Origin of the sequence: Bacteroides pyogenes DSM 20611 = JCM 6294, from assembly GCF_000428105.1 — a bacterium.
Classification (GTDB): Bacteria; Bacteroidota; Bacteroidia; order Bacteroidales; family Bacteroidaceae; genus Bacteroides; species Bacteroides pyogenes.
On record NZ_ATZH01000018.1, the window covers coordinates 19282 to 40590 of the forward strand.

The following is a 21309-nucleotide window of genomic DNA, read 5'->3' on the forward strand; positions in this document are numbered from 1 at the left end:
GATATGTATTCGGATAAGAAAAATGTACTTCAACTGGTCGCTTTGCTCGAAGCGCACGGAATTACAAGAGTGGTGTTGTGCCCCGGCAGCCGGAACGCTCCGCTTGTGCATACGCTTTCCACTCATCCGGGCTTTACGTGCTATTCCATGACGGATGAGCGGAGCGCAGGCTATTTTGCAATAGGGCTCGCTTTGAACGGCGGGAAGCCGGCGGCTGTCTGCTGTACTTCGGGAACGGCTTTGCTGAATCTTCATCCGGCCGTGGCGGAAGCCTTTTATCAACATATCCCCTTAGTCGTTATTTCGGCAGACCGTCCCGGCGCATGGATCGGACAGATGGACGGACAGACCGTGCCGCAGCCGGGAGTGTTCCGTTCGCTGGTGAAGAAATCGGTCGACCTGCCGGAGATTCATACGGAGGAAGACGAGTGGTATTGCAACAGGCTGGTGAACGAAGCATTACTCGAAACGAACCATCATGGAAAAGGCCCGGTGCATATCAATGTTCCTATTTCGGAACCTCTCTTCCGCTTTACCGTCGAATCGCTTCCTGCGGTGCGCGCGATTACACGCTATCAGGGGCTGAATGTGTACGACCGTGATTACAACGGATTGATCGACCGGCTCAACCAATACAACCGGAGAATGATTGTAGTGGGTCAGATGAGCCTGATTTATCTGTTCGAAAAAAGATATGTGAAACTGCTGTATAAGCACTTTGCCTGGTTCACGGAACATATCGGCAATCAGACGGTTCCCGGCATTCCGGTGAAGAATTTCGACGCGGCGCTGTCATTCATGCCCGAAGAGAGGGCGGAACAAATGGCTCCGGAGCTGTTGATTACGTACGGAGGACATGTGATTTCCAAACGCCTGAAGAAGTTCTTGCGCCAACATCCGCCTAAAGAGCATTGGCACGTTTCGCCCGACGGCGAAGTGGTAGACCTATACGGGGCGTTGACCTGCGTCATCGAAATGGATCCTTTCGAGTTTCTGGAGAAGATAGCCGGCTGGCTGGACAACCGTACGCCCGAATATCCCCGCGTGTGGGAGAATTATTGTAAAACGATTCCCGAACCGGAGTTCGGATATTCCGGCATGTCGGCGGTCGGGGGCTTGATAAAATCGTTGCCGGAATCGTGCGCCCTGCATTTGGCCAACAGTTCGGCAGTTCGGTACGCGCAATTGTATCCGATTCCTTCTGCGGTGGAAGTGTGCGGCAATCGCGGAACAAACGGAATCGAGGGCTCTCTTTCCACGGCAATCGGCTATGCTGCCTGTTCGGATAAATTGAACTTTGTCGTTATCGGCGATCTGAGCTTCTTCTACGACATGAATGCTTTGTGGAATGGACATATCGGCGCCAACTTGCGCATTCTGTTGCTCAACAACGGCGGCGGAGGGATTTTCCATACGTTGCCCGGATTGGAAATGTCGGGCACTTCGCATAAGTTCATCACGGCCGTTCATAAAACATCCGCCAAGGGATGGGCGGAAGAGAGAGGTTTTCTCTATCTTCGTGCCGAGAATGAAGAACAATTGACGGAAGCCGTGCAGATTCTGACCCGGCCTGAGCCGATGGAGCAGCCGGTGCTGGTGGAAGTGTTTACCAATAAGAACAAAGACGCGCGCATCTTGAAAGACTATTTTAAAAAGAATCAATAAACTTACTCATTATGTCGACACAGAAAAGAGAATGGACAACTATCAGGGAATACGAAGATATTCTTTTTGATTATTATAACGGGATTGCCCGTATCACAATCAACCGCGAACGTTACCGTAACGCCTTTACTCCGACCACTACGGCCGAGATGAGCGATGCGTTGCGCATCTGTCGCGAAGAGTCGGATATCGATGTGGTGGTGATTACCGGAGCGGGCGACAAGGCGTTCTGTTCGGGAGGCGACCAGAATGTGAAAGGACGCGGCGGATATATCGGCAAAGACGGTGTGCCCCGCCTGAGCGTATTGGATGTTCAGAAGCAGATACGGAGCATCCCGAAACCGGTGATTGCCGCTGTGAACGGTTTTGCCATCGGCGGCGGGCATGTGCTTCATGTGGTGTGCGACCTTTCCATCGCTTCCGAAAATGCCATCTTCGGACAAACGGGACCGCGCGTGGGCAGCTTCGACGCCGGGTTCGGAGCGTCTTATCTGGCACGTGTGGTCGGTCAGAAAAAAGCAAGGGAGATTTGGTTCCTGTGCCGGAAGTACAACGCGCAGGAAGCCCTCGATATGGGGCTGGTGAATAAGGTAGTGCCTTTGGAACAGTTGGAGGATGAATACGTTCAGTGGGCAGAGGAGATGATGCAGTTGAGTCCGTTGGCCCTGCGCATGATTAAGGCAGGCTTGAACGCCGAGCTCGACGGACAGTCGGGTATCCAGGAATTGGCGGGAGACGCCACTCTGCTCTATTATCTCACGGATGAGGCGCAGGAGGGAAAGAACGCTTTTCTGGAAAAGCGCAAGCCCAATTTCAAGCAGTATCCCAAGTTTCCTTAGGCTGTCATTATCTTTCGGAAAGAATGAAGTATAGAATAGAAATTATTCCGCGAACCTTGTTTTTCAAGCGTCCGGCGGGAACTTCGAGAGGGGTGTATACCGAACGGAAAGTATGGTATGTTCGTCTGACCTCTCCCGACGAACTCGGAAGGGTGGGCATAGGCGAGTGCGCTCCGCTGCCGGACTTGAGTTGCGACGACCGTCCCGATTACGAACAACTATTGTCCGATATTTGCAGGCAAACGGAAGAGCGCGGAGAAAGGCTTTCGGAGGAGGAGCTGGAGAACTATCCGTCCATCGCTTTCGGGCTGGAGACGGCTTTCAAACATTTCGACGCCGGGACGCCGGGGTTCGGGGATTCGGCTTTCACGCGCGGAGAAACGGGTATTCCTATCAACGGTCTTATCTGGATGGGCGACCGCGAATTCATGTTTCGTCAGATTACGGAGAAGATAGAAGCCGGCTTTCGTTGCATCAAACTGAAAATCGGATCGATCGACTTCGAGGAGGAATTGGGATTGCTGCGCTACATCCGCAGCCGTTTTTCGGCCCGTGAGATAGAACTGCGGGTGGATGCCAACGGAGCTTTTACTCCTTCGGACGCGCCGGAGAAGTTGAAACGCTTGTCGGAGCTGGAACTGCATTCCATCGAACAGCCCATTCGCGCCGGACAGTGGGAGGAGATGGCGAAACTGATCAGCGAGACTCCTTTGCCCATTGCATTGGATGAGGAGTTGATCGGTTGCAACAGTTGCGCGAAACAGGCCGAACTGCTGCAAACCCTTTCGCCGCAATATATCATCATCAAACCTTCGCTTCATGGAAACAGGGATCGATGGATAAGGCTGGCGGAAGAAGCGGGAATCGGCTGGTGGGCGACTTCCGCTTTGGAGTCGAACATCGGTCTGAATGCCATCGCCCAATGGGTGAGCGCGTACGACAATCCCCTGCCTCAGGGATTGGGAACGGGGCATTTGTTCGTGGAAAACGTAGCTATGCCGCTCGCTCTGAGGGGCGATGAGCTTTGGTTTTATCCGCATCGGCAACGGACGCCCGTTGTCTGACCTTCTTGCGGATGTTTTATCAAACGAAAAGATGGAAGTAAATATCGAACGGCAGTTTTTGTATCTCGACGGTAGAAGAGTCGACGCAGGGAACTATAAGTTATGGTCGACGGAGATAATGAGCGACGGCAACCCTGCTCTGGCGGATGTTTTTCGGTTTCTGGAGAGTTGGTTCGACGGCTCGCCCACGGTAACCGTCCGCACTTCCGGTTCTACGGGCGCCCCCAAAACACTGGTCGTTCGCAAGGAACAGATGGTGCAAAGCGCCCGCATCACCTGCGGGTATCTGCATTTGCAAGAAAGAGACACCGCTCTGCTCTGCATGAACCTACGCTACATCGGAGCGATGATGGTTGTCGTGCGTGCCTTGGTCGCCGGTCTGGAACTCCTTGTCCGGGAACCTTCCGGACACCCTTTGGCAGAGCTCGCGACACCCGTTCGCTTTGCTTCCATGGTTCCTCTTCAGGTTTATAATTCCCTTCAGGTGCGCCAAGAGAAAGAGCGGTTGAAGCAGATCGGAACGCTGCTGATAGGCGGGGGAGCCGTCGATGAGGCTTTGGAGAATGAGCTTCGTGACTTTCCGGGAGCTGTTTACTCGACTTACGGAATGACCGAAACGCTTTCTCACATCGCGCTGCGGAGGCTTAGCGGCGTCGAGGCTTCCGAGTGTTATTATCCGTTTCCTTCGGTGAGGCTTTCCCTGTCTGCCGAGAACACGCTGGTCATCGACGCCCCCCTTGTCTGCGACGAAGTGTTGACGACCAACGACATCGCCCGTATCCGTCCCGACGGCGGTTTTTTCATTCTGGGACGAAAAGACAACATCATCAATAGCGGAGGCGTTAAGATTCAGCCCGAAGAGGTGGAAAAGAAACTGCGTCCGTTCATTCGCGCCCCGTTTGCTGTCACCTCCGTCCCCGACAAGCGGTTGGGCGAGGCTCTTGTCCTGCTGGTGGAAGGTTCGGGCGGACGTCTCGAAGCATGCCCCGATTGGTTGGCGCAACTGCCGCCTTACCATCGTCCCAAGCGCATCCGCTACGTAAAAGAACTGCCCGGAGCGGGAAACGGAAAGGTAGACCGTGCCGGATGCCGCAGGCTGGCGCACGCACTGTTTGCCTCGAACGGCGCAGATGAAGCGCAGCGGGCGGAGTAAACCTCTTTTGCAAAAGACTGAATTTGCGGGTTGTTTGGGGGAGAGAGTGTTTGTGTGGTTGGGCAACCGCTATTGTAAAGACTGAATTTGCCGGATTGTTTTGCAGAGAGTGTGTTTTGTGTGGTTGGGCAACCGCTATTGTAAAGACTGAATTTGCCGGGTTGTTTTGCAGAAAGAGTGTTTTGTGTGGTTGGGTAGCCGGCCTTGTATCTGCCTTCTTATAGGGCGGCGGATTTTCTTCTTTATACCTTCCTTTCAAGTTCAAAGAACCCCGTCGGGACTATGACTGAGTAATAAACAAGTGAGCATCGTGTACAGGGAAGGGCGAACTGCGACAATCTATATTATTCATCAGACTGAGAGTCGTCGGTTAAAGGTGTTGGCTGGTAGCGGGAACAGAAGCCTCGTTCGTATGCAATAGAGTCTCGCTTTCAGTGAAACAGAACTTCTGTTGCGATGCAATAGAGCCTCTGTTTGCGTGCAATGAAGGCTCTGTTTCGATGCAATAGAGTCTCTGTTTGCGTGTAACGAGGGCTCTGTTTCGATGCAATGGAGTCTCTGTTGCGGTGAATGGAGCCTCTGTTTCGATGAAACAGAAGCTCTGTCCGAACGTAATAAAAGCTCCGTTTCGTCGTGGCTAAAGTTCTGTGCGGACCGGCGGAACTTTCGTTCGGACACAGCCATGTTTCTGCACCGATAAACCGCCTGTTCCGTCTGAGTGAAACGGCTCAAACAGAGCGGTCGTTTGCCTCCACTCCTTCGGTATGAAAAAGGAACGATAGGGGCAAACCGAATCTTCCGAAAGTCGATTTTACCCCTTTTTTTTGCTTTTTACATTAAAAGCATCTACTTTTGACTGCCGTATCAATGGCGTAATTGTGTAATTTTCTAATGATCTCTCTCAGCGAACAACAAAAAAAGAAGAAATTCGAGCAATTTTTTATTGCCACTTTCCCGAAGGTAAAAGCCTTTGCGTGGAAAGTTCTGAAGTCGGAAGACGACGCCGAAGACATTGCTCAGGATGTGTTCGTAAAGTTGTGGGATAATCCGGAGATCTGGGAATCGCGGGAGACGTGGAACAGCTATATCTACACCATGGTGCGCAACCATATTTACAATTTCCTGAAACATAAGTCGGTGGAATACACCTATCAGGAGCGTTTGGCGCAGGAAGACTCTTCGGCTTTTGAAGTGGATATCCACGATCAGATCTACGCCAAAGAGATCGAACTCCTGGTGAAGCTGGCTTTGGAGAACATGCCCGAGCAACGCAGGAAGGTCTTCGTGATGAGCCGGCAAAAGGGGATGAGCAATCAGGAGATAGCCGACCGGCTCCAACTTTCCGTACGTACAGTGGAGCGTCACATCTATTTAGCCCTTCAAGATTTAAAGAAAATCATTTTAATCGCATCTTTTTTATATTTCTGTTGAGTAGTCCGTTTCGGGTAGTTGTCTTTATATTGTAAGGCAAGTACAAATATGAAAGATTACGTTCAGAAAATAATACGCGCGTTTGCAGCTTCCCGGCACGATCGGAAACTGACTGCGGAAATACACCGGTGGTTGGTGGATGAGACGCATGCGGATGAAAAGGAAGCCGCCCTGCACGACCTGTGGAAAGAGACGGAAGCAACGAAAGATGCTTCCACACGAGCCTCTTTATCCAAAGTGTACGAACGCTTGGGAGTGAACGAACGGCATGCAACCGCGTCGAATACTTTCTCTATGCGTAGATTCCGGTGGTATGCCGCCGCAGCGGTCGTTCTGTTGGCTGTGTCGATATCGGGCACGTTCTTCCTGACGAAGAACATGTATTCTGAGATTGCAATGGTGGAGCAGTTCACCCCCGCAGGCGATATGGAAGTGATCGAGCTGCCCGACGGAAGCACCGTGCAAACCAATTCGGGGACGCTCTTGCTTTATCCCGAAGCCTTTAAAGGCAATACGCGCACGGTATATCTGATCGGAGAAGCGAATTTTAAAGTAAAGAAGAATCCCGACCAACCGTTTATCGTAAAGTCGGGCACGATGGCAGTTACCGCTTTAGGCACAGAGTTTAATGTTTTCGCTTACCCTGAAAACGAGAAGATGATTGCCACATTGATTCATGGAAAAGTGAAAGTGGACTGCAATAACGGTGCCGAAAGCTATATCCTGAATCCCGCCGAACAAGTGGTTTACTATTCCTCCACCAAACAAAGCACATTGGCCCGAGCCGATCTCGAAGATGTGACCGCTTGGCAACGGGGAATGTTCGTCTTCCGCGGATGCACCGTGAAAGAGGTGCTTTCTACTCTGGAGCGTCGCTATGCCGTCACGTTTCAGTACAACGCAAGTTCATTCAATGATGACAGATATAATTTCCGCTTTCGCGAGAAGTCGGATATCGGAGATATCATGGCAATTATCCGGGAAGTCGTGGGTGGATTCACCTATAAGATGGAAGGAGATACTTGCTACATAAAAAGCCATAAGAGAAAATAGAGATAATTTATTTGTTAACCTTTTAATAAAGAGTGTGTATGAAAAAAAGTATCCGGAACAAGGATGCCGCCTCGTTCCGGATGTGAAATCGTATTTTTAGCATTAAAACAATATGCTTATTCCGCGAGAAATAAAATATATTATGATCTAACACTAAAAAATTGCTCTAATCTATGAATTATTATCGATTTAAAGCTTTTCTTTTTATGTTTTTTAGCTGTTTCGTTATACAGACAGCACTTTTTGCCCAAAGCAACGCCAAAATAACAATAAAAAAAAAGAATATTACGTTGCAGGAGGCTTTACAACAAATAGAAAAACAGTCAACTTACCTGGTAGCCTTTAATGAATCTAAACTGGAAAAAACCAAACGGGTAGATTTGGATATCAACGGCGAATCGCTTGACAAAGCCCTTTCCGCTATTCTGTCAGGAACCGGGTTCTCTTACAAAATCAAAGACAATTACATCATGATCGTTCCCCAAGCCAAACCTGTGGGCGAAAAGAAAACTGTGACGGGAGTGGTGAAAGATGAGAAAGGGGAAGAACTTATCGGTGTGAACGTTTCTGTGAAAGGCAGTTCTACCGGAACAATCACCGACATTGAAGGCCGCTTCTCTCTGCAAGCAGCCAAAGGTGAAGTCATCGAATTTTCGTATGTAGGTTATGTTTCAAAACAAATCACATTGGGAGACGTAACCACATTGTCGGTTGTCTTGCAAGAAGATTCTAAAACTCTGGATGAAGTAGTGGTTACCGCATTGGGTATCAAACGCTCCGAGAAAGCGTTGAGCTATAATGTGCAGAAAGTAGGTAACGAAGCGCTTACCACTGTGAAAGACGCGAACTTCATGAACAGTTTGAGCGGTAAAGTTGCCGGTGTGAATATTCAGCGTAGTGCTGCCGGAATGGGAGGTGCTACTAAAGTGGTAATGCGCGGTTCGAAATCAATTGCCGGAAATAATAATGTGTTGTATGTAGTCGATGGTATGCCTATCGGCAATCAAACGACTGCTTCGGACGGAGGAACTTTTGCTGCTGCCGGAAATGGCGGAGGTGAGGGTATAGCCGATTTCAACTCGGAAGATATCGAGAGTGTGTCTGTTCTCACAGGACCTTCGGCTGCGGCTTTGTATGGTGCGGCAGCTGCCAATGGTGTGGTGCTCATCAATACAAAGAAAGGTAAAGAGGGAAAATTGCAGTTAAATGTTTCTACTTCTCTCGAATTGATGGAACCTTTTATTAAGCCTCGCTTCCAAAACACTTATGGTCACCTGAAAGGTGAAGAAGTGAGCTGGGGAGAAAAACTACCGACTCCGACTTCATTTGACCCAATGGATTTTTTCAAAACGGGAACGAACTTCACCACGGCTGTTAATGCTTCTATGGGTACAGAAAAGAATCAAACTTTCTTATCTTTCGCTTCCACCGATGCAAGAGGTATTTTACCCACCAACGGATATTACCGTTATAACTTTTCTGCACGGAACACGGCAAATTTCTTAAATAATAAAATGCATGCTGACTTCAGTGCTAACTATGTAATTCAGGGTCATCAAAACATGTTCTCTCAAGGAGGATATGGTAATCCGTTGTTACCCCTCTACTTATTCCCGAGAGGTGATAATTTTGAAGATATTAAGGTCTTCGAACACTATAATCCGTTGCGTAATATTTCCGAGCAGTATTGGCCATATGGAGGTAAAATTGGGAATTTGGTGTCCGAAAACCCTTATTGGATTATTAATCGGGAATTGTATTCGGCAGATAAAAACAGGTACATGTTGTTTGGAAGTCTTCAATACGACATAACATCTTGGATGAATGTAGCAGGTCGCGTACGCGTGGATAATACTTATACTACAGCAGAGAAAAAGATGTATGCTTCAACTACCGAGACTTTATCGCCGGGAACAAAAGGTTCTTATGCACGCAGTCACGAAGAGTTTAAGCAGACATACGCTGATGTAATGCTTAATTTCAACAAAGGTTTTGGCAGCTATATGCTGGATGGCGTGAAAACGGAGCAGTTCCATTTGACCGCTAACCTTGGAACCAGTTATGAAGATTATAAAACTGAAGGAATCAGTATTGGAGGTCGCTTAAATCTCATACCGAACCTCTTCTCGGCTCCTAATTTTGTTCAGAATCAGCAAGGATCCGGACAAACATTGAGGCACACTCGTAATATTGCAGTTTTCGGTAGCGCGGAGTTGGCGTTTAGAAACTATTTGTATTTGACGGTTACCGGACGTAACGATTGGCCTTCTCAATTAGTCAACTCTCAGCAGGAGTCGGTCTTTTATCCTTCAGTCGGACTGTCCGGGGTTATTTCCCAAATGACTACTTTACCCAAATTTATCGACTATTTGAAGGTAAGAGGGTCTTATACCGAAGTAGGTTCGCCGATCAGTTTCACGGGAATTACACCGGGAACAATTACTTATGAAATTAAAGGTGGTAGTTTGGTGCCTATCAGCGATTTGCCTTATCCCAATTTTAAAGCGGAAAAGACTCGTTCATGGGAGTTTGGTTTGAATGCGAAATTCTGGAGAAACAGAATTAATTTCGATTTAACTCTTTACCATTCTAATACTTACAATCAGACATTCAGAGCGCCGCTCCCTGAATCTTCGGGGTATACACACTTCTACCTTCAGGCTGGTAATGTACGTAACAGAGGTATAGAAATGGCATTAGGCTATACAGATTCTTATCTTGGCAACTCTAAAAATAAAATTGATTTCTCTTCATACGTTACATTTACTCGTAATAAGAATAAAATCTTAAATTTGAAAGATGAGTATGAGAATCCTATTACCGGAGAGTTAATAGCGTTGAATAAGATTTCAAGCGATATTCGCAAAAACGGATCAATGGGCGACATTACCGCTAAAGGAGTTTTGGCAAGAGGTGAAGACGGTAAGTTGAGACCGAATAAAGACGGAAGCAGGTATGAGGTTGATAACTCACAATTAATATTGCTGGGTAACTCTGACCCTGACTTCTCTATCGGATGGAGAAATGATTTCAGATGGAGAAATCTTAGTCTCGGTTTTTTGGTTAACGGACGTTTTGGCGGTATCGTTCAATCTAATACACAATCTTTCTTGAACACTTACGGAGTATCGGAAGAATCTGCTAAGGCTCGTGATAGAGGTGGTGTAATGGTGGACGGAGTGATGTATGACGCTCGCAAATATTATGAATCGATCGACGGTCTCATGACATATTACACATATGATGCGACTAATATCCGCTTGCAGGAAGCAAGTCTTGGTTACACTATTGATGGTAAACATTTGGGTAATGTAGTGAAAAACGTGACAGTATCTTTGATTGGACGGAATTTAATTATGTTTTATAATAAAGCTCCTTATGATCCGGAAATGTCAGCCAATACCAAATCGTTTAAATATACCAGTGAGTTTTTCATGATGCCGAGCCTTCGCAGTGTGGGCTTTAGCGTAAAAATCCAACTCTAATAATGAACTAAGAATATGAAAAAACTATTTCTATATACATTGATATTAATATTGGGCAGTTCTTGTCTGGATAGTTATCAAGATATAAACACCAATCTGTTGTATCCGAACGAAGAACAAAAAGGAACTGACGGTGTAGCTGCCGGAGCTTATTTTGTTACTTTTGAAAAGAGAATTATTCCCACCCGCAGCTCAGAAGGTGAAGGGACCGATTTGCCTAATAGATATCAGGTCGCTATTAATTTGGCAGGTGATAACTGGGCAGGATATATGTCTCCCATGAATAATAAATGGGATTTGGGATTAAATTTCACGACTTATTATATGAAAGAAGGATGGGTAAACTACGCTTATAGTACATTCTTTACAAACATTATTAATCCCTGGCAACAGATTAGAGAACAGACTCATCTCCGTAAGGTAGAAGGAGGTACTGTTGAATATCAAAAGAAAGCATTATCCGATCAGGCTGTATTCTCTGTGGCGCAAATTATTAAAGTGATGGGGATGCATAGAGCTACCGACACATTCGGACCGATGCCTTATAGTAAAATCGGTACGGGAACGCTAACTCTGCCTTATGATTCCCAAGAGTCTATTTACAAATCATTCTTTAATGAATTGCAGGTAGCTGTGGTAACGCTTGGTGAGTATTTATCAAAAGGAGGGGCGAAGATTCCGGCGCTTGAGGATTTTGATCCTTTATATAAAGGGGATGTTGTAAAATGGATGAAATTGGGTAACTCGCTTATGCTTCGTTTGGCTATGCGTGTGAGATATGTGGATGAAGACCTGTCTCGTGAATGGGCTAACAAAGCCGTTGGCAATTCAGGTGGATTGATTGAAAACATAGAAGACATCGCAAAATTGGAATCGAGTGATTCTCATCCATTCTTGAATTCATTGGAACTCCTTTGGAAAAGTTATGACGACTGCCGGATGGGGGCTACGATTTATTGCTATCTGAAGGGATATAATGATCCGAGACAAAATGCCTACTTTGCGAAGTTTGAAAAAGATCCCGAAGAATTTAGATTGAAAGCTGTGCGTACAGGTATTCCTATGGCAGAAGTTCCTGATTTTTATAAAAATTATTCCATACCGAACGTGTACAACAAAACTCCGGTTTATTGGATGAAAGCTTCTGAAATTTATTTCTTGAAAGCTGAAGCTGCCTTGTTCGGTATCATAGGAGGTTCTGCGCAGCAATTCTATGAAGATGGCATAAGAATGTCTTTCAAAGAAAACAATGTGGAATTAGGTTCTTACTTATCTCAAAATAGCTCTCCCAGCGCATATGAGGATCCTAAGAAAAATGAATATAACGCTGATGCACCTTCTTCTGTTAATGTACGTTGGAGTGGTGGAAGTGAAGAACAATTGGAGAAGATTATTACGCAGAAATATTTGGCTATTTTCCCCGATGGACAGGAAGCATGGACGGAATGGAGAAGAACCGGATATCCCAAGCAGATCACTGCTTATACGAATAGAACGGATGGAACTCATGGAAATGTAATTGATTCTGATGGATATAAATATGGTGTTAGACGGATGCCTTTTCCAAGAAGCGAATACGATGGACTTAACAGCGAAAATGTGATAAAAGCCAAGTCGCTTTTAAAATCCGGAGTTGACGATTCTAATTCAAGAGTATGGTGGGATGCTAATTCAAAACTTGATTAAACTTAAATGCTTAAGATCAATGAAAACAAATAAATACAAATTACCGATAATTGCATTGGTTGCGCTTGTGACAGGGATTATCATTGGGTGTGAAAATCAGAATGAAATCACTCCGATAAAAGTAGAAACTAAAGCGATTATGGATCAGATTCGTGAAAAAGATATTAAGAAGTGGGCGGAAGAGAAAGAACTTCAACGCCTTCAAGACGAATCGGATAGAGAATATAATGAGCGTGTAGCGAAGATGTATGATAAATATTGGGAATCTTTGCGGGCATATAAAAATTCTGACCACAAAATTGTGTATGGTTGGTTTGGTGGCTGGTCGGCTACCGAAGGGATTAATAAAACTTGGCTTTCCAAGTTGCCGGATAGTGTAGATGTTGTTTCTATTTGGGGAGGTACGAGTGCTTTTGGAGAAGATGATCCCAGATATGCTGATTTAAAATATGCTCAAGAAGTCAAAGGCTTGAAAGTTCTGTTGTGTTGGCAGACCGGAACTTCCGGTTTAGGACTTCCCGGCGGAGTGTTTGAATTCAATAAACGACATGAAGGAAAAACCAGTACAGAGAAAGCCAAAGCCTATGCGAAAGAGTTGACCCAATTTATTAAGGAGCATAATCTCAATGGATATGATATTGACTGGGAGCCAAACGTAGGAGACCATGGATCGGGTTGTCATAATCTATATCATAATTGTGAAGGGGGAGGAAGTGATGAGGATCCTATTCGTGCATTTATTACAGAAATGGGTAAGACATTTGGTCCCAAAGCAACCGAAAATTATAATCCGCGAGGCACAGGAACAATGTTTCTATTTGACGGAGAAGTTAGAAATTTTGCTAATAGGCTAGGAGATATGGGGGATTATTTTGATTATTTCCTGAATCAAAATTATCCTAATATATATCCAAATCATGAATTTACAAGTGATGTTGTATCCAAAATTAAAGATTGGTCTTGGAAGAAGTATATAATGTGTGATGAGTTTGAAAAAAATGTTGCGGAAGGAGGTATTTGCGGCTCTTCAGGCGGTAAATCTTGCGCAGAGCGGAAAGCTCAAGTGGTAGCCCAAAACAACTATGGTGGTTGGGGAGCTTATCACATAGAATTGGAAGAGATTTACAATTATCGCAATGTAAGAAGCGTTACTCAAATTATGAATCCTACTGATGTTTATATTCCTAAAGATATACTCAAATGAAAAAGAATAGTGTTATAAATAAAATCGTTTTTCTTTTGTCTTTAAGTGCTTTTGTTGGTTGCAAGGATTTACCGGAGACAGAAGGAGGTCCCAAACAAAATGTGGGATATATTGAAGAATTTGAAAAAAGTTCTCAAATTCGGTTTACTGTGGACGATAATGGAGGTTCGTCCGCTTTCACTGCCCGGTTGGCTAATCCAACTCCTAATAAGGTTTCACTTACAGTGGAAATGAATCCGACTCTTTTAGAGGCTTATAATCAAGCGAACAATACTTCGTTCAGTGTGTTGCCTGCAGAAGTTTATGATTTTCAGCTTTTGGATGATGAAGGTAAAGTCCTGAAAGAAGGTAAGAAGTTGGATTTAAGTCTAGCCCCTAACGAATATGGTAAGAAAATAAAAATTGCCGTAAAAACGATGATGACGGAGGAAACAGGAGAAGGAGGAGAAGTGATAAGTAAACCTCTTTCGTATTATGAAAATTATGCGATTCCTGTGTGTCTGTCAAATGTTGAAGGTGGTGCTCGTTTGCAAAGTACGGCTAATTCGGGGATTTTCTTTTTAAATCGTAAATTTACTATGCCGGTGATGCACCTTAGTGGACGTTTGGGGCTTATCTATAAAGAAGACACAAGACCGCAAGTACCGGGTAAGGTATATGCAAATGATATTAAGTACCCCGAATGGACATGTCAATATTCATTCTGTTTGGATGTTGTGAATAACAATACCGGATTGATGTATCCTAACTTGAGAACTTCCACGGATTCTCCTTTATACATGACCCTTTATGGTGGTTCGTTGACCCTTTTTGCAGCCGGTGGAAAAGTCGGTCTGAATCAGCCGGCATTCAAAGATTTTGTATTTAAAGCGAGGAAATGGTATCACATGGCTATCTCTTTCAAAGAAGAGGGTGGCCGTCCTAATTTGCGTCTTTATATCAACGGACAGTTGGCTTATCAGAGCGTTTGGCCTAAAAAAGTAGACGAGTGGCCTATTATTTATCTTGGAAATAATAGTTTCCAAGGTTATGTCCGCGAATTGCGCTTTTGGAGCAGGGCGCTAACAGAAGGGGAGATAAATGAAACCTTATGGTTTGCTAATCCGAAATCTGAAGGTCTTGAAGTGTATTTACCGCTTTCTACAGATAAAAAGGGTATTATAGAAGGAAAAGAAAATGATTGGATTGATATTTCTGAAGGGACTACTACTTTTAACGATGAATTTACTTTCCCGGTTGAAGATGAAAATTAATGTTATAAACAAAGAATGATATGAAAATTAAAAATATATTCTATCTGCTTATAAGTGGATTAATCTTTTTGAGCAGTTGTGAAAAAGACCCTGTTGTTCTTGAGTTTGATGAGAATTATAGTCCTAAAAAACCGACACCGGGGAAAAGAGATCCTTTGCCTCCGGTAGATTTGCTGACTGTTTACGCTTATTTTCACAATAATGTAGAACAGCAAATAGTGGTGAGAACTATAAAGCCGGAAGAGGAAGATCCGGTTATAGAGGATATGCAAGACAAAGAAATAATTTTAAAGACAAGTATTCCGGTCGAGGTTGTTACTAAGTTTGATGTTGTAACAATGACTGCGGAAAATGCCGAAAATCTCTATCCTAAAGTAATAAAGGGGGCTACTCTTGCATTACCGGCTGATGCTTATTCTTTGGAAGGAAATTCTGTGACTCTTGAAAAAGGTGAAAAACAAGCGACTATTACTCTTAAATTTAAGAAGGAGAAATTTTTAACTTTAGATAAGACGAAAGAATACGCTTTGCCTCTTATCATGCAGCTGAAAGAAGGAGAGGCCAAAATAGTAAATTATTATGTATTGAATATTTCTATTGAAGATGTGGAGGGGATTCCTGAAGGAAACAATGTGGAGCTTGCTCAGGTATCAGGTAAAACACTTTCCGGAAATTCTTTAGTTTTGGATACTGATTTCTCTAAAGGGCATTTGTACAAGCTAAATGATGAAAATATTTATACCAACTGGTGGGTGGATACTAATATTTCTACAATTTGGTTAAAGGTGAACTTAAAAGAAACCGCCAAAGTAAAGGGTTTTACTTTGGCAACTCGCACTTCAAATCAAAAATTGAAATCTGTAAAAGTTTGGGCTTCGCAAGATGGAGGTACGACGTATGTAGAACAGGGCGTTGTGACAGGTGCCGAAAGTTATTATACTGTACCTGTTTCATTTAAGAAGCCTATCCAAGTGAATAGTTTGAAGTTGACAGATTTTACAGGAATTGCCCGATACATCGATTTGCATGAAATAGAATTGATTGTTGAATAGGAGTAAAAAGGTTGATTTTATTGAAAAGAGGATGAATCGGTTTGATACGGTTCATCCTCTTATCTTTTATTTCAAGTTTAATAGATGTTGAGACGGATGTATAATCATCCATGATAAGGTAACTTATGGTAAATGCTGTTTTTCCTTGCCAAATAATTCCGTAATGTTGTTTAATAATAAAAAGGTTTATTACTTTTGTCAAGAAAATGGTTTGTTGCTATCTGATAAGTTGCGATAGCGATAAGTGACGATGTGTTTTAGTTGAAAAATCACAAGTGAGGTTGGCTTTGCTAAAAAGATGATGAGAATAGTAAGGATGGATATTATATTTTTAAGAAACTATGATAAATAAAGAGGTCGATTTGTCTGTCTCGTGTTACGGGAAGGTGAAAGGACGTATGTACGATTTGGTGATATTGCCATGGGGAGCTACGGAACCCCATAATTTGCATTTGCCTTATTTGACGGATTGTATTTTGTCGCACGACGTGGCGGTGGAAGCTGCTTTGTTGGCACAACAGATGTATGATATCCATTGCATGGTGATGCCGGCGGTGACTATGGGTTCGCAGAATCCGGGACAACGGGAGTTGCCGTTCTGTATTCATACTCGCTACGAGACGCAGAAGGCGATACTGACGGACATCGTTGCGTCGCTTTACGCGCAGGGGTTCCGCAAGCTGGTGATTGTCAACGGGCATGGAGGCAATACGTTTAAAAGCATGATTCGCGACTTGTCTGTCGATTATCCCGATTTCCTGATTGCCTCGAGCGAATGGTTTGCCGTACTGAAAGCCGGAGATTTCTTCGAAGATCCGGGCGATCATGCCGATGAATTGGAAACATCTGTGATGATGTATTATCATCCGGAGTTGGTGAACTTGCAGGAGGCGGGAAAGGGTGATTATAAGAAGTTTGCCATAGAGTCGTTGAATGAGAAAGTAGCTTGGATTCCGAGAGACTGGAGTAAAGTATCGGAAGATACCGGGATAGGTAATCCGTGTAAGGCTTCTGCTGCGAAAGGAGAGAGGTTTGCTAAGGCGGTAGCGGAAAAGTATGCGAAACTTTTCGAGGAATTGGTGAACGGTGAAATTTATCCTGAATAATTTTTTGATTTGTCGCCGGACTCTGCCGACTCTATAAAAATAAGCCCTCGCTTACTTCTCAGTGAACGGGGGCTTCTTGTTGCCGACTAAAAAGTCTTTTCCTTCTCTCAGAAACTTTTCTTGAAGAAGAGGTGTGCTTTCTCTGTTCAGACTTTCAACCGGCCTTTTTTTAGTTAAGGTTTAGGTTGTACTAATGATATCAGGTCTGATTAAATGTTTCTATTAATTAAATAAGTAATGGGTTGGAATATTGCATCCGCTTTGCTTCTTTTTTTCTTTTTTGAATGACAATGAAGGCTTCTGTTGGAATTTTTTGCATTTTCTTGAGAAGAAGAGGGGGGCTTTCCTTTACTTTTTTATATCTTTGTTTTTGTTGTCTGATATATATGGATATTATATAAACTTTATATACTATGTTTAAATCTCCTTTTTCTTTTAGTGGGCGTATTCGAAGAATAGAATACTTTCTTTCAGGCTTAATTGTAGCTTTGATTGTCTGCGTGATTATATTGCTCTCAGCTCTTTTATGGATAATTCCCGCTTCGGATTCTAATCTCAGTTTAGGGATTGGGGCCACTTTGGGGAGTCTGTTTGGCTGTTTCGTTTGGGGAGCCATCATTTGGTTCTCTTTGGCGCAAGGCGTAAAGCGGTTGCATGACTTGGATAAATCTGGTTGGCTTATTTTGTTATGCTTTATTCCTGTTGTCGGTTGGATATTTGCGCTTTATATGTTGTTTGCCGACGGTACGGTAGGTCCGAACAGATATGGCGATGACCCTAAAAACCGGATGCCGTATCGGCTGTAACCTGCATCATGCTTCTGATGCTGTGCGGGTTGATGTCGGAAAGCTTGAAAACACAGAATGTGGTGAGGTTGAAATTCGGTAATGACGAAAAGAGCGTACTAAGAAAGTTGTGTGGGGCATAGAAAAAGATGCGAAAGCATATCTCCCATAAAAGTACTGATTTTTTAGTGCCTTCTTAAATTGAGTTCGCAGGTAAAATGAACGATTAAATATTTATATTATAATGAAAAAAGTAATTTGCAGTGAAAAAGCTCCGGGAGCCATCGGCCCTTACAGTCAGGCGATAGAGGCTAACGGAATGGTATTTGTGTCGGGGCAGTTGCCTATCGACCCCGTTACCGGAAACATGGCGGAGGGTGTGAAAGAGCAGTCGCGCCGGTCATTGGAGAATATGAAACATATTCTGGAAGAGGCCGGTCTGACGATGGCGAATGTGGTGAAAACAACCGTATTCCTTGCAGACATGAGTCTCTTTGCCGAGATGAACAGTGTTTACAGCACGTATTTCGACGGAGCTTTCCCGGCACGTTCGGCTTTTGCCGTGAAAGCCCTGCCTAAAAACGCGTTAGTCGAGATCGAGTGTATAGCGGTTCGCTAACAAATCGGCTACAATGAAGGTACTGCCTCCCACAAAGATAAAATCTTCCGGGAGGCATTTTTCTTGGGCTGCCTTCACCGCTTCCGGCACATTCGGGTACGCTTCTCCTTTTAATCCGGCTTTTCGTGCCATTTCCATCAGGTCGTTCTCCGGCAAAGCCCTTTTGACGCCGGCTTTCGTGAAATAGTAGGTGGCATAGGGTGGAAGCAACGGAAGCACTCCGCTGATATCTTTGTCGTTTACCATGCCGAATACGATATGAAGCTCCTTTTGTTGCTTCCGGTGGATGTCGTCGAGCTGCTGTGCGATCCACTTGATTCCGTCTTCGTTATGTCCCGTATCGCATATCAGGTCGGGGTGCGAACGGAGTTTCTGCCAACGCCCCATGAGGCCTGTCATATCGCATACATGAGCGAAGCCATTCAGGTAGTCTTTTCTTCTCAGTTCATATCCGAGTTGTTCCAGAATTTGCAGGGCGGTGAGAATCGTCAGGCAGTTTTCCGTCTGATAGTGTCCTCCCATTTCCATAAACAACCCGTGCGGGAATCTCGATGTGCGGATGGCGACTACGCTTTTCTGCTTTTCGAGTATCTCATCTATGGCCTTGAAGTATTCCATGGGTGGCAATCCGGCAAAGAACGCTTCCCCCAATCGCTCCCTATACGCTTTCAGTTCCTCCCGTTGCATGGGGCGGGCAAAGTATTCGGCGTCTGTGTCTTTCGCCTCTTCGGCATAGAAGCAAGGAGCATTCATTTGCCGGGCCTTGTGGCTCAACACTTTTTTGACGTCTCCTTCCGCCCTGCCCACAACCACCGGAATGCCTTCTTTGATGATGCCGGCCTTCTCTTGCGCTATCTCGGGCAGCGTACCTCCCAAATACTGCATGTGGTCGTAGCCGATGTTGGTGATGACGCACAGGTCGGGACGGATGATGTTCGTACAGTCGAGCCGTCCTCCCATGCCTACTTCGATCACCGCCACATCTACTTCCTCGTCGGCAAAATAACGGAGCGCCATGGCGGTGGTCAGTTCGAAAAAAGAAGGGTGAAGCGGTTCGAAGAAGGCACGATGTTGCTCCACGAAACCGACTACGTATTCTTCGGAAATCATTTCTCCGTTTACCCGGATGCGCTCTCGGAAGTCGATCAAGTGGGGAGAAGTGAACAAACCTACCCGGTAGCCCGCCGATTGAAGCACTGCCGCAACGGTATGCGAGCATGAACCTTTTCCGTTTGTTCCCGCTATGTGGATGGTCTTGAATTGCCGGTGCGGATGTTTAAAGTATTCGTCCAGTTTATTCATCGTCGCCAGTCCAGGCTTATAGGCGGATGCGCCTATCTGCTGAAACATAGGTATGCTTTCATATAAGTACTTTAAAGTGTTCTGATAGTCCATGTTTTGTAATATTTAACTACCGAGAAATCTTTATTGCCCGGTAATTTGTTTATCTTTAAATTATCAATCATACGGATTAATATGCTGATGATTGGTTAATGAATAAAGTAATGGAACTGCAAATATCAACATTAAAATCTAAGAAATCATGGGAACCAAGAAAAATTTTGTACTCGACACGAATGTAATCCTTCACGACGCGAATTGTTTGAAGAACTTTCAGGAAAATGACATTTATCTGCCTATAGTCGTGTTAGAAGAATTGGATATGTTCAAGAAGGGGAATGAACAAATAAATTACAATGCTCGTGAGTTTGTACGTGAGATAGATTTGCTCACCGGAGAAGAGCTTTTCACCAAAGGGGTAAGCTTGGGACAAGGACTGGGAAATTTGTTTATCATCACAGGTAATCCCGAAGCTCCGAACGTGCAAGAATCGTTTCCGACGAGGAAACCCGACCATTTGATTCTTGCCACTGCCGAATATCTTATGGCGAAGTATCCGAAAATGAAAACGATCTTGATAACCAAAGATGTGAACTTGCGTGTGAAAGCTCGTTCTATCGGCATTGTCAGCGAAGATTACATTACCGATAAGGTGATAAATGTAGATATCTTCGAAAAATCGAATGAAATATTCGATAGTGTAGATCCGGCGCTGATAGATCGCATTTATTCCACCAAAGAGGGTATCGATATAAGTGAGTTCGATTTCAAAGAGTTGATTCATCCCAACGAATGCTTCGTCTTGAAGAGCGACCGCAACAGTGTGTTGGCGCGTTATAATCCTTTTACTCGTACCATCGGGAGGGTGACGAAAGGAAGAAACTATGGGATAGAGCCTCGTAATGCCGAGCAGAGCTTTGCTTTCGAGTTGCTCAACGATCCGGATGTGAAGCTGGTGGCATTGACGGGAAAAGCGGGGACGGGAAAAACGTTGCTGGCGTTGGCGGCGGCTCTTCAAAACGTGAACGATTATAAGCAAGTGTTGCTGGCACGCCCGATTGTGGCTCTTTCCAACAAAGACATCGGGTTCCTTCCGGGAGACGCTCAAGAGAAAGTTGCTCCCTACATGCAGCCGTTGTTCGATAACCTGAATGTCATCAAACGCCAGTTTGCTTCTAATTCACCGGAAGCGAAACGCTTGGAAGACATGCAGAAGAACGAGCAACTGGTGATCGAGGCTTTGGCTTTTATTCGCGGGCGAAGCCTGAGCGAGACTTACTGTATCGTGGACGAAGCGCAGAATTTGACTCCGAATGAGATAAAAACCATCATAACACGTGCCGGCGAAGGAACCAAGATGGTGTTCACCGGTGATATCCAGCAGATCGACCAACCCTATCTGGACAGCCAGTCGAACGGGCTGGTGTACATGATCGACCGGATGAAAGACCAGCACATTTTTGCCCACGTGAATCTGGTAAAAGGAGAACGCAGTGAATTGAGCGAATTGGCAAGCAATCTTTTGTAATCCCGCATCTTGTTTGCGGGAATGCAGATAGCGGGCATTTATATT

16 protein-coding genes and 1 pseudogene are annotated in these 21309 nt (G+C 44.8%); 16 read left to right on the forward strand and 1 reads right to left on the reverse strand.

Annotation, left to right across the window (positions count from 1 at the left end):
• Nucleotides 1-3: 3 nt before the first annotated feature.
• The 15 genes and pseudogenes from menD to C234_RS0105545 all read left to right on the forward strand — a co-directional run bounded on the left by menD (nt 4) and on the right by C234_RS0105545 (nt 18395).
• On the forward strand, nt 4-1665 hold the full coding sequence (gene menD / locus C234_RS0105480; protein WP_027324947.1) for a 2-succinyl-5-enolpyruvyl-6-hydroxy-3-cyclohexene-1-carboxylic-acid synthase: 1662 nt from the start codon (nt 4-6) through the stop codon (nt 1663-1665).
• Nucleotides 1666-1676: 11 nt separating this feature from the next.
• On the forward strand, nt 1677-2504 hold the full coding sequence (gene menB, locus C234_RS0105485; protein ID WP_021644948.1) for a 1,4-dihydroxy-2-naphthoyl-CoA synthase: 828 nt from the start codon (nt 1677-1679) through the stop codon (nt 2502-2504).
• Nucleotides 2505-2527: 23 nt separating this feature from the next.
• Nucleotides 2528-3568: an o-succinylbenzoate synthase gene (locus C234_RS0105490; RefSeq protein WP_027324948.1), complete on the forward strand. Its 1041-nt coding sequence runs from the start codon at nt 2528-2530 to the stop codon at nt 3566-3568.
• Between the two features lie 31 nt (nt 3569-3599).
• The gene (locus C234_RS0105495; protein WP_027324949.1) at nt 3600-4721 is read left to right on the forward strand and encodes an AMP-binding protein; all 1122 of its coding nucleotides are present in this window, start codon (nt 3600-3602) and stop codon (nt 4719-4721) included.
• A gap of 633 nt (nt 4722-5354) precedes the next feature.
• Complete coding sequence (locus C234_RS18155; protein ID WP_278961143.1) at nt 5355-5489, forward strand: hypothetical protein; 135 nt, start codon at nt 5355-5357, stop codon at nt 5487-5489.
• 123 nt (nt 5490-5612) lie between these two features.
• On the forward strand, nt 5613-6152 hold the full coding sequence (locus C234_RS0105500) for an RNA polymerase sigma-70 factor (protein WP_027324950.1): 540 nt from the start codon (nt 5613-5615) through the stop codon (nt 6150-6152).
• Nucleotides 6153-6200: 48 nt separating this feature from the next.
• On the forward strand, nt 6201-7205 hold the full coding sequence (locus C234_RS0105505) for a FecR family protein (protein ID WP_027324951.1): 1005 nt from the start codon (nt 6201-6203) through the stop codon (nt 7203-7205).
• Between the two features lie 173 nt (nt 7206-7378).
• On the forward strand, nt 7379-10690 hold the full coding sequence (locus C234_RS0105510; RefSeq protein ID WP_027324952.1) for a SusC/RagA family TonB-linked outer membrane protein: 3312 nt from the start codon (nt 7379-7381) through the stop codon (nt 10688-10690).
• Between the two features lie 15 nt (nt 10691-10705).
• Nucleotides 10706-12376, forward strand: a complete 1671-nt coding sequence (locus tag C234_RS0105515; protein WP_027324953.1) for a SusD/RagB family nutrient-binding outer membrane lipoprotein — start codon at nt 10706-10708, stop codon at nt 12374-12376.
• Nucleotides 12377-12395: 19 nt separating this feature from the next.
• Entirely contained in the window at nt 12396-13580 is a 1185-nt protein-coding gene (locus C234_RS0105520; RefSeq protein WP_034540748.1) for a glycoside hydrolase family 18, read from the forward strand.
• Nucleotides 13577-14833 (forward strand): BT_3987 domain-containing protein, encoded by a 1257-nt coding sequence (locus C234_RS0105525; protein WP_027324955.1) that lies wholly within the window; start codon nt 13577-13579, stop codon nt 14831-14833. Before C234_RS0105520 ends, C234_RS0105525 begins: the two co-directional genes overlap by 4 nt.
• Nucleotides 14834-14853: 20 nt before the next feature.
• Entirely contained in the window at nt 14854-15885 is a 1032-nt protein-coding gene (locus C234_RS0105530; RefSeq protein WP_027324956.1) for a discoidin domain-containing protein, read from the forward strand.
• Between the two features lie 344 nt (nt 15886-16229).
• The gene (locus C234_RS0105535) at nt 16230-16991 is read left to right on the forward strand and encodes a creatininase family protein (protein ID WP_027324957.1); all 762 of its coding nucleotides are present in this window, start codon (nt 16230-16232) and stop codon (nt 16989-16991) included.
• A gap of 413 nt (nt 16992-17404) precedes the next feature.
• Nucleotides 17405-17791 (forward strand): annotated as a pseudogene (locus C234_RS15905) (DUF805 domain-containing protein); the annotation flags it as partial.
• Nucleotides 17792-18020: 229 nt separating this feature from the next.
• Nucleotides 18021-18395 carry a RidA family protein gene (locus C234_RS0105545; protein WP_021644966.1) on the forward strand — a complete coding sequence of 125 codons (375 nt, stop codon included), beginning with the start codon at nt 18021-18023 and terminating at the stop codon, nt 18393-18395.
• Here C234_RS0105545 and C234_RS0105550 read toward each other — a convergent pair.
• On the reverse strand, nt 18363-19790 hold the full coding sequence (locus C234_RS0105550; RefSeq protein ID WP_027324959.1) for a bifunctional folylpolyglutamate synthase/dihydrofolate synthase: 1428 nt from the start codon (nt 19788-19790) through the stop codon (nt 18363-18365). The genes C234_RS0105545 and C234_RS0105550 overlap by 33 nt on opposite strands.
• Nucleotides 19791-19938: 148 nt before the next feature.
• Between C234_RS0105550 and C234_RS0105555 the strand changes: the two genes are divergently transcribed.
• Complete coding sequence (locus C234_RS0105555; protein WP_027324960.1) at nt 19939-21264, forward strand: PhoH family protein; 1326 nt, start codon at nt 19939-19941, stop codon at nt 21262-21264.
• Nucleotides 21265-21309 lie beyond the last annotated feature (45 nt).

Coding starts and splice junctions, on each gene's coding strand:
- C234_RS0105550 (WP_027324959.1), bottom strand. CDS start 19,790: ATGGACTATCAGAACACTTTAAAGTACTTATATGAAAGCATACCTATG.
- C234_RS0105505 (WP_027324951.1), top strand. CDS start 6,201: ATGAAAGATTACGTTCAGAAAATAATACGCGCGTTTGCAGCTTCCCGG.
- C234_RS0105530 (WP_027324956.1), top strand. CDS start 14,854: ATGAAAATTAAAAATATATTCTATCTGCTTATAAGTGGATTAATCTTT.
- C234_RS0105500 (WP_027324950.1), top strand. CDS start 5,613: ATGATCTCTCTCAGCGAACAACAAAAAAAGAAGAAATTCGAGCAATTT.
- menD (WP_027324947.1), top strand. CDS start 4: ATGTATTCGGATAAGAAAAATGTACTTCAACTGGTCGCTTTGCTCGAA.
- C234_RS0105515 (WP_027324953.1), top strand. CDS start 10,706: ATGAAAAAACTATTTCTATATACATTGATATTAATATTGGGCAGTTCT.
- C234_RS0105490 (WP_027324948.1), top strand. CDS start 2,528: ATGAAGTATAGAATAGAAATTATTCCGCGAACCTTGTTTTTCAAGCGT.
- C234_RS0105510 (WP_027324952.1), top strand. CDS start 7,379: ATGAATTATTATCGATTTAAAGCTTTTCTTTTTATGTTTTTTAGCTGT.
- C234_RS0105525 (WP_027324955.1), top strand. CDS start 13,577: ATGAAAAAGAATAGTGTTATAAATAAAATCGTTTTTCTTTTGTCTTTA.
- C234_RS0105555 (WP_027324960.1), top strand. CDS start 19,939: ATGGGAACCAAGAAAAATTTTGTACTCGACACGAATGTAATCCTTCAC.
- menB (WP_021644948.1), top strand. CDS start 1,677: ATGTCGACACAGAAAAGAGAATGGACAACTATCAGGGAATACGAAGAT.
- C234_RS0105545 (WP_021644966.1), top strand. CDS start 18,021: ATGAAAAAAGTAATTTGCAGTGAAAAAGCTCCGGGAGCCATCGGCCCT.
- C234_RS0105495 (WP_027324949.1), top strand. CDS start 3,600: ATGGAAGTAAATATCGAACGGCAGTTTTTGTATCTCGACGGTAGAAGA.
- C234_RS0105520 (WP_034540748.1), top strand. CDS start 12,396: ATGAAAACAAATAAATACAAATTACCGATAATTGCATTGGTTGCGCTT.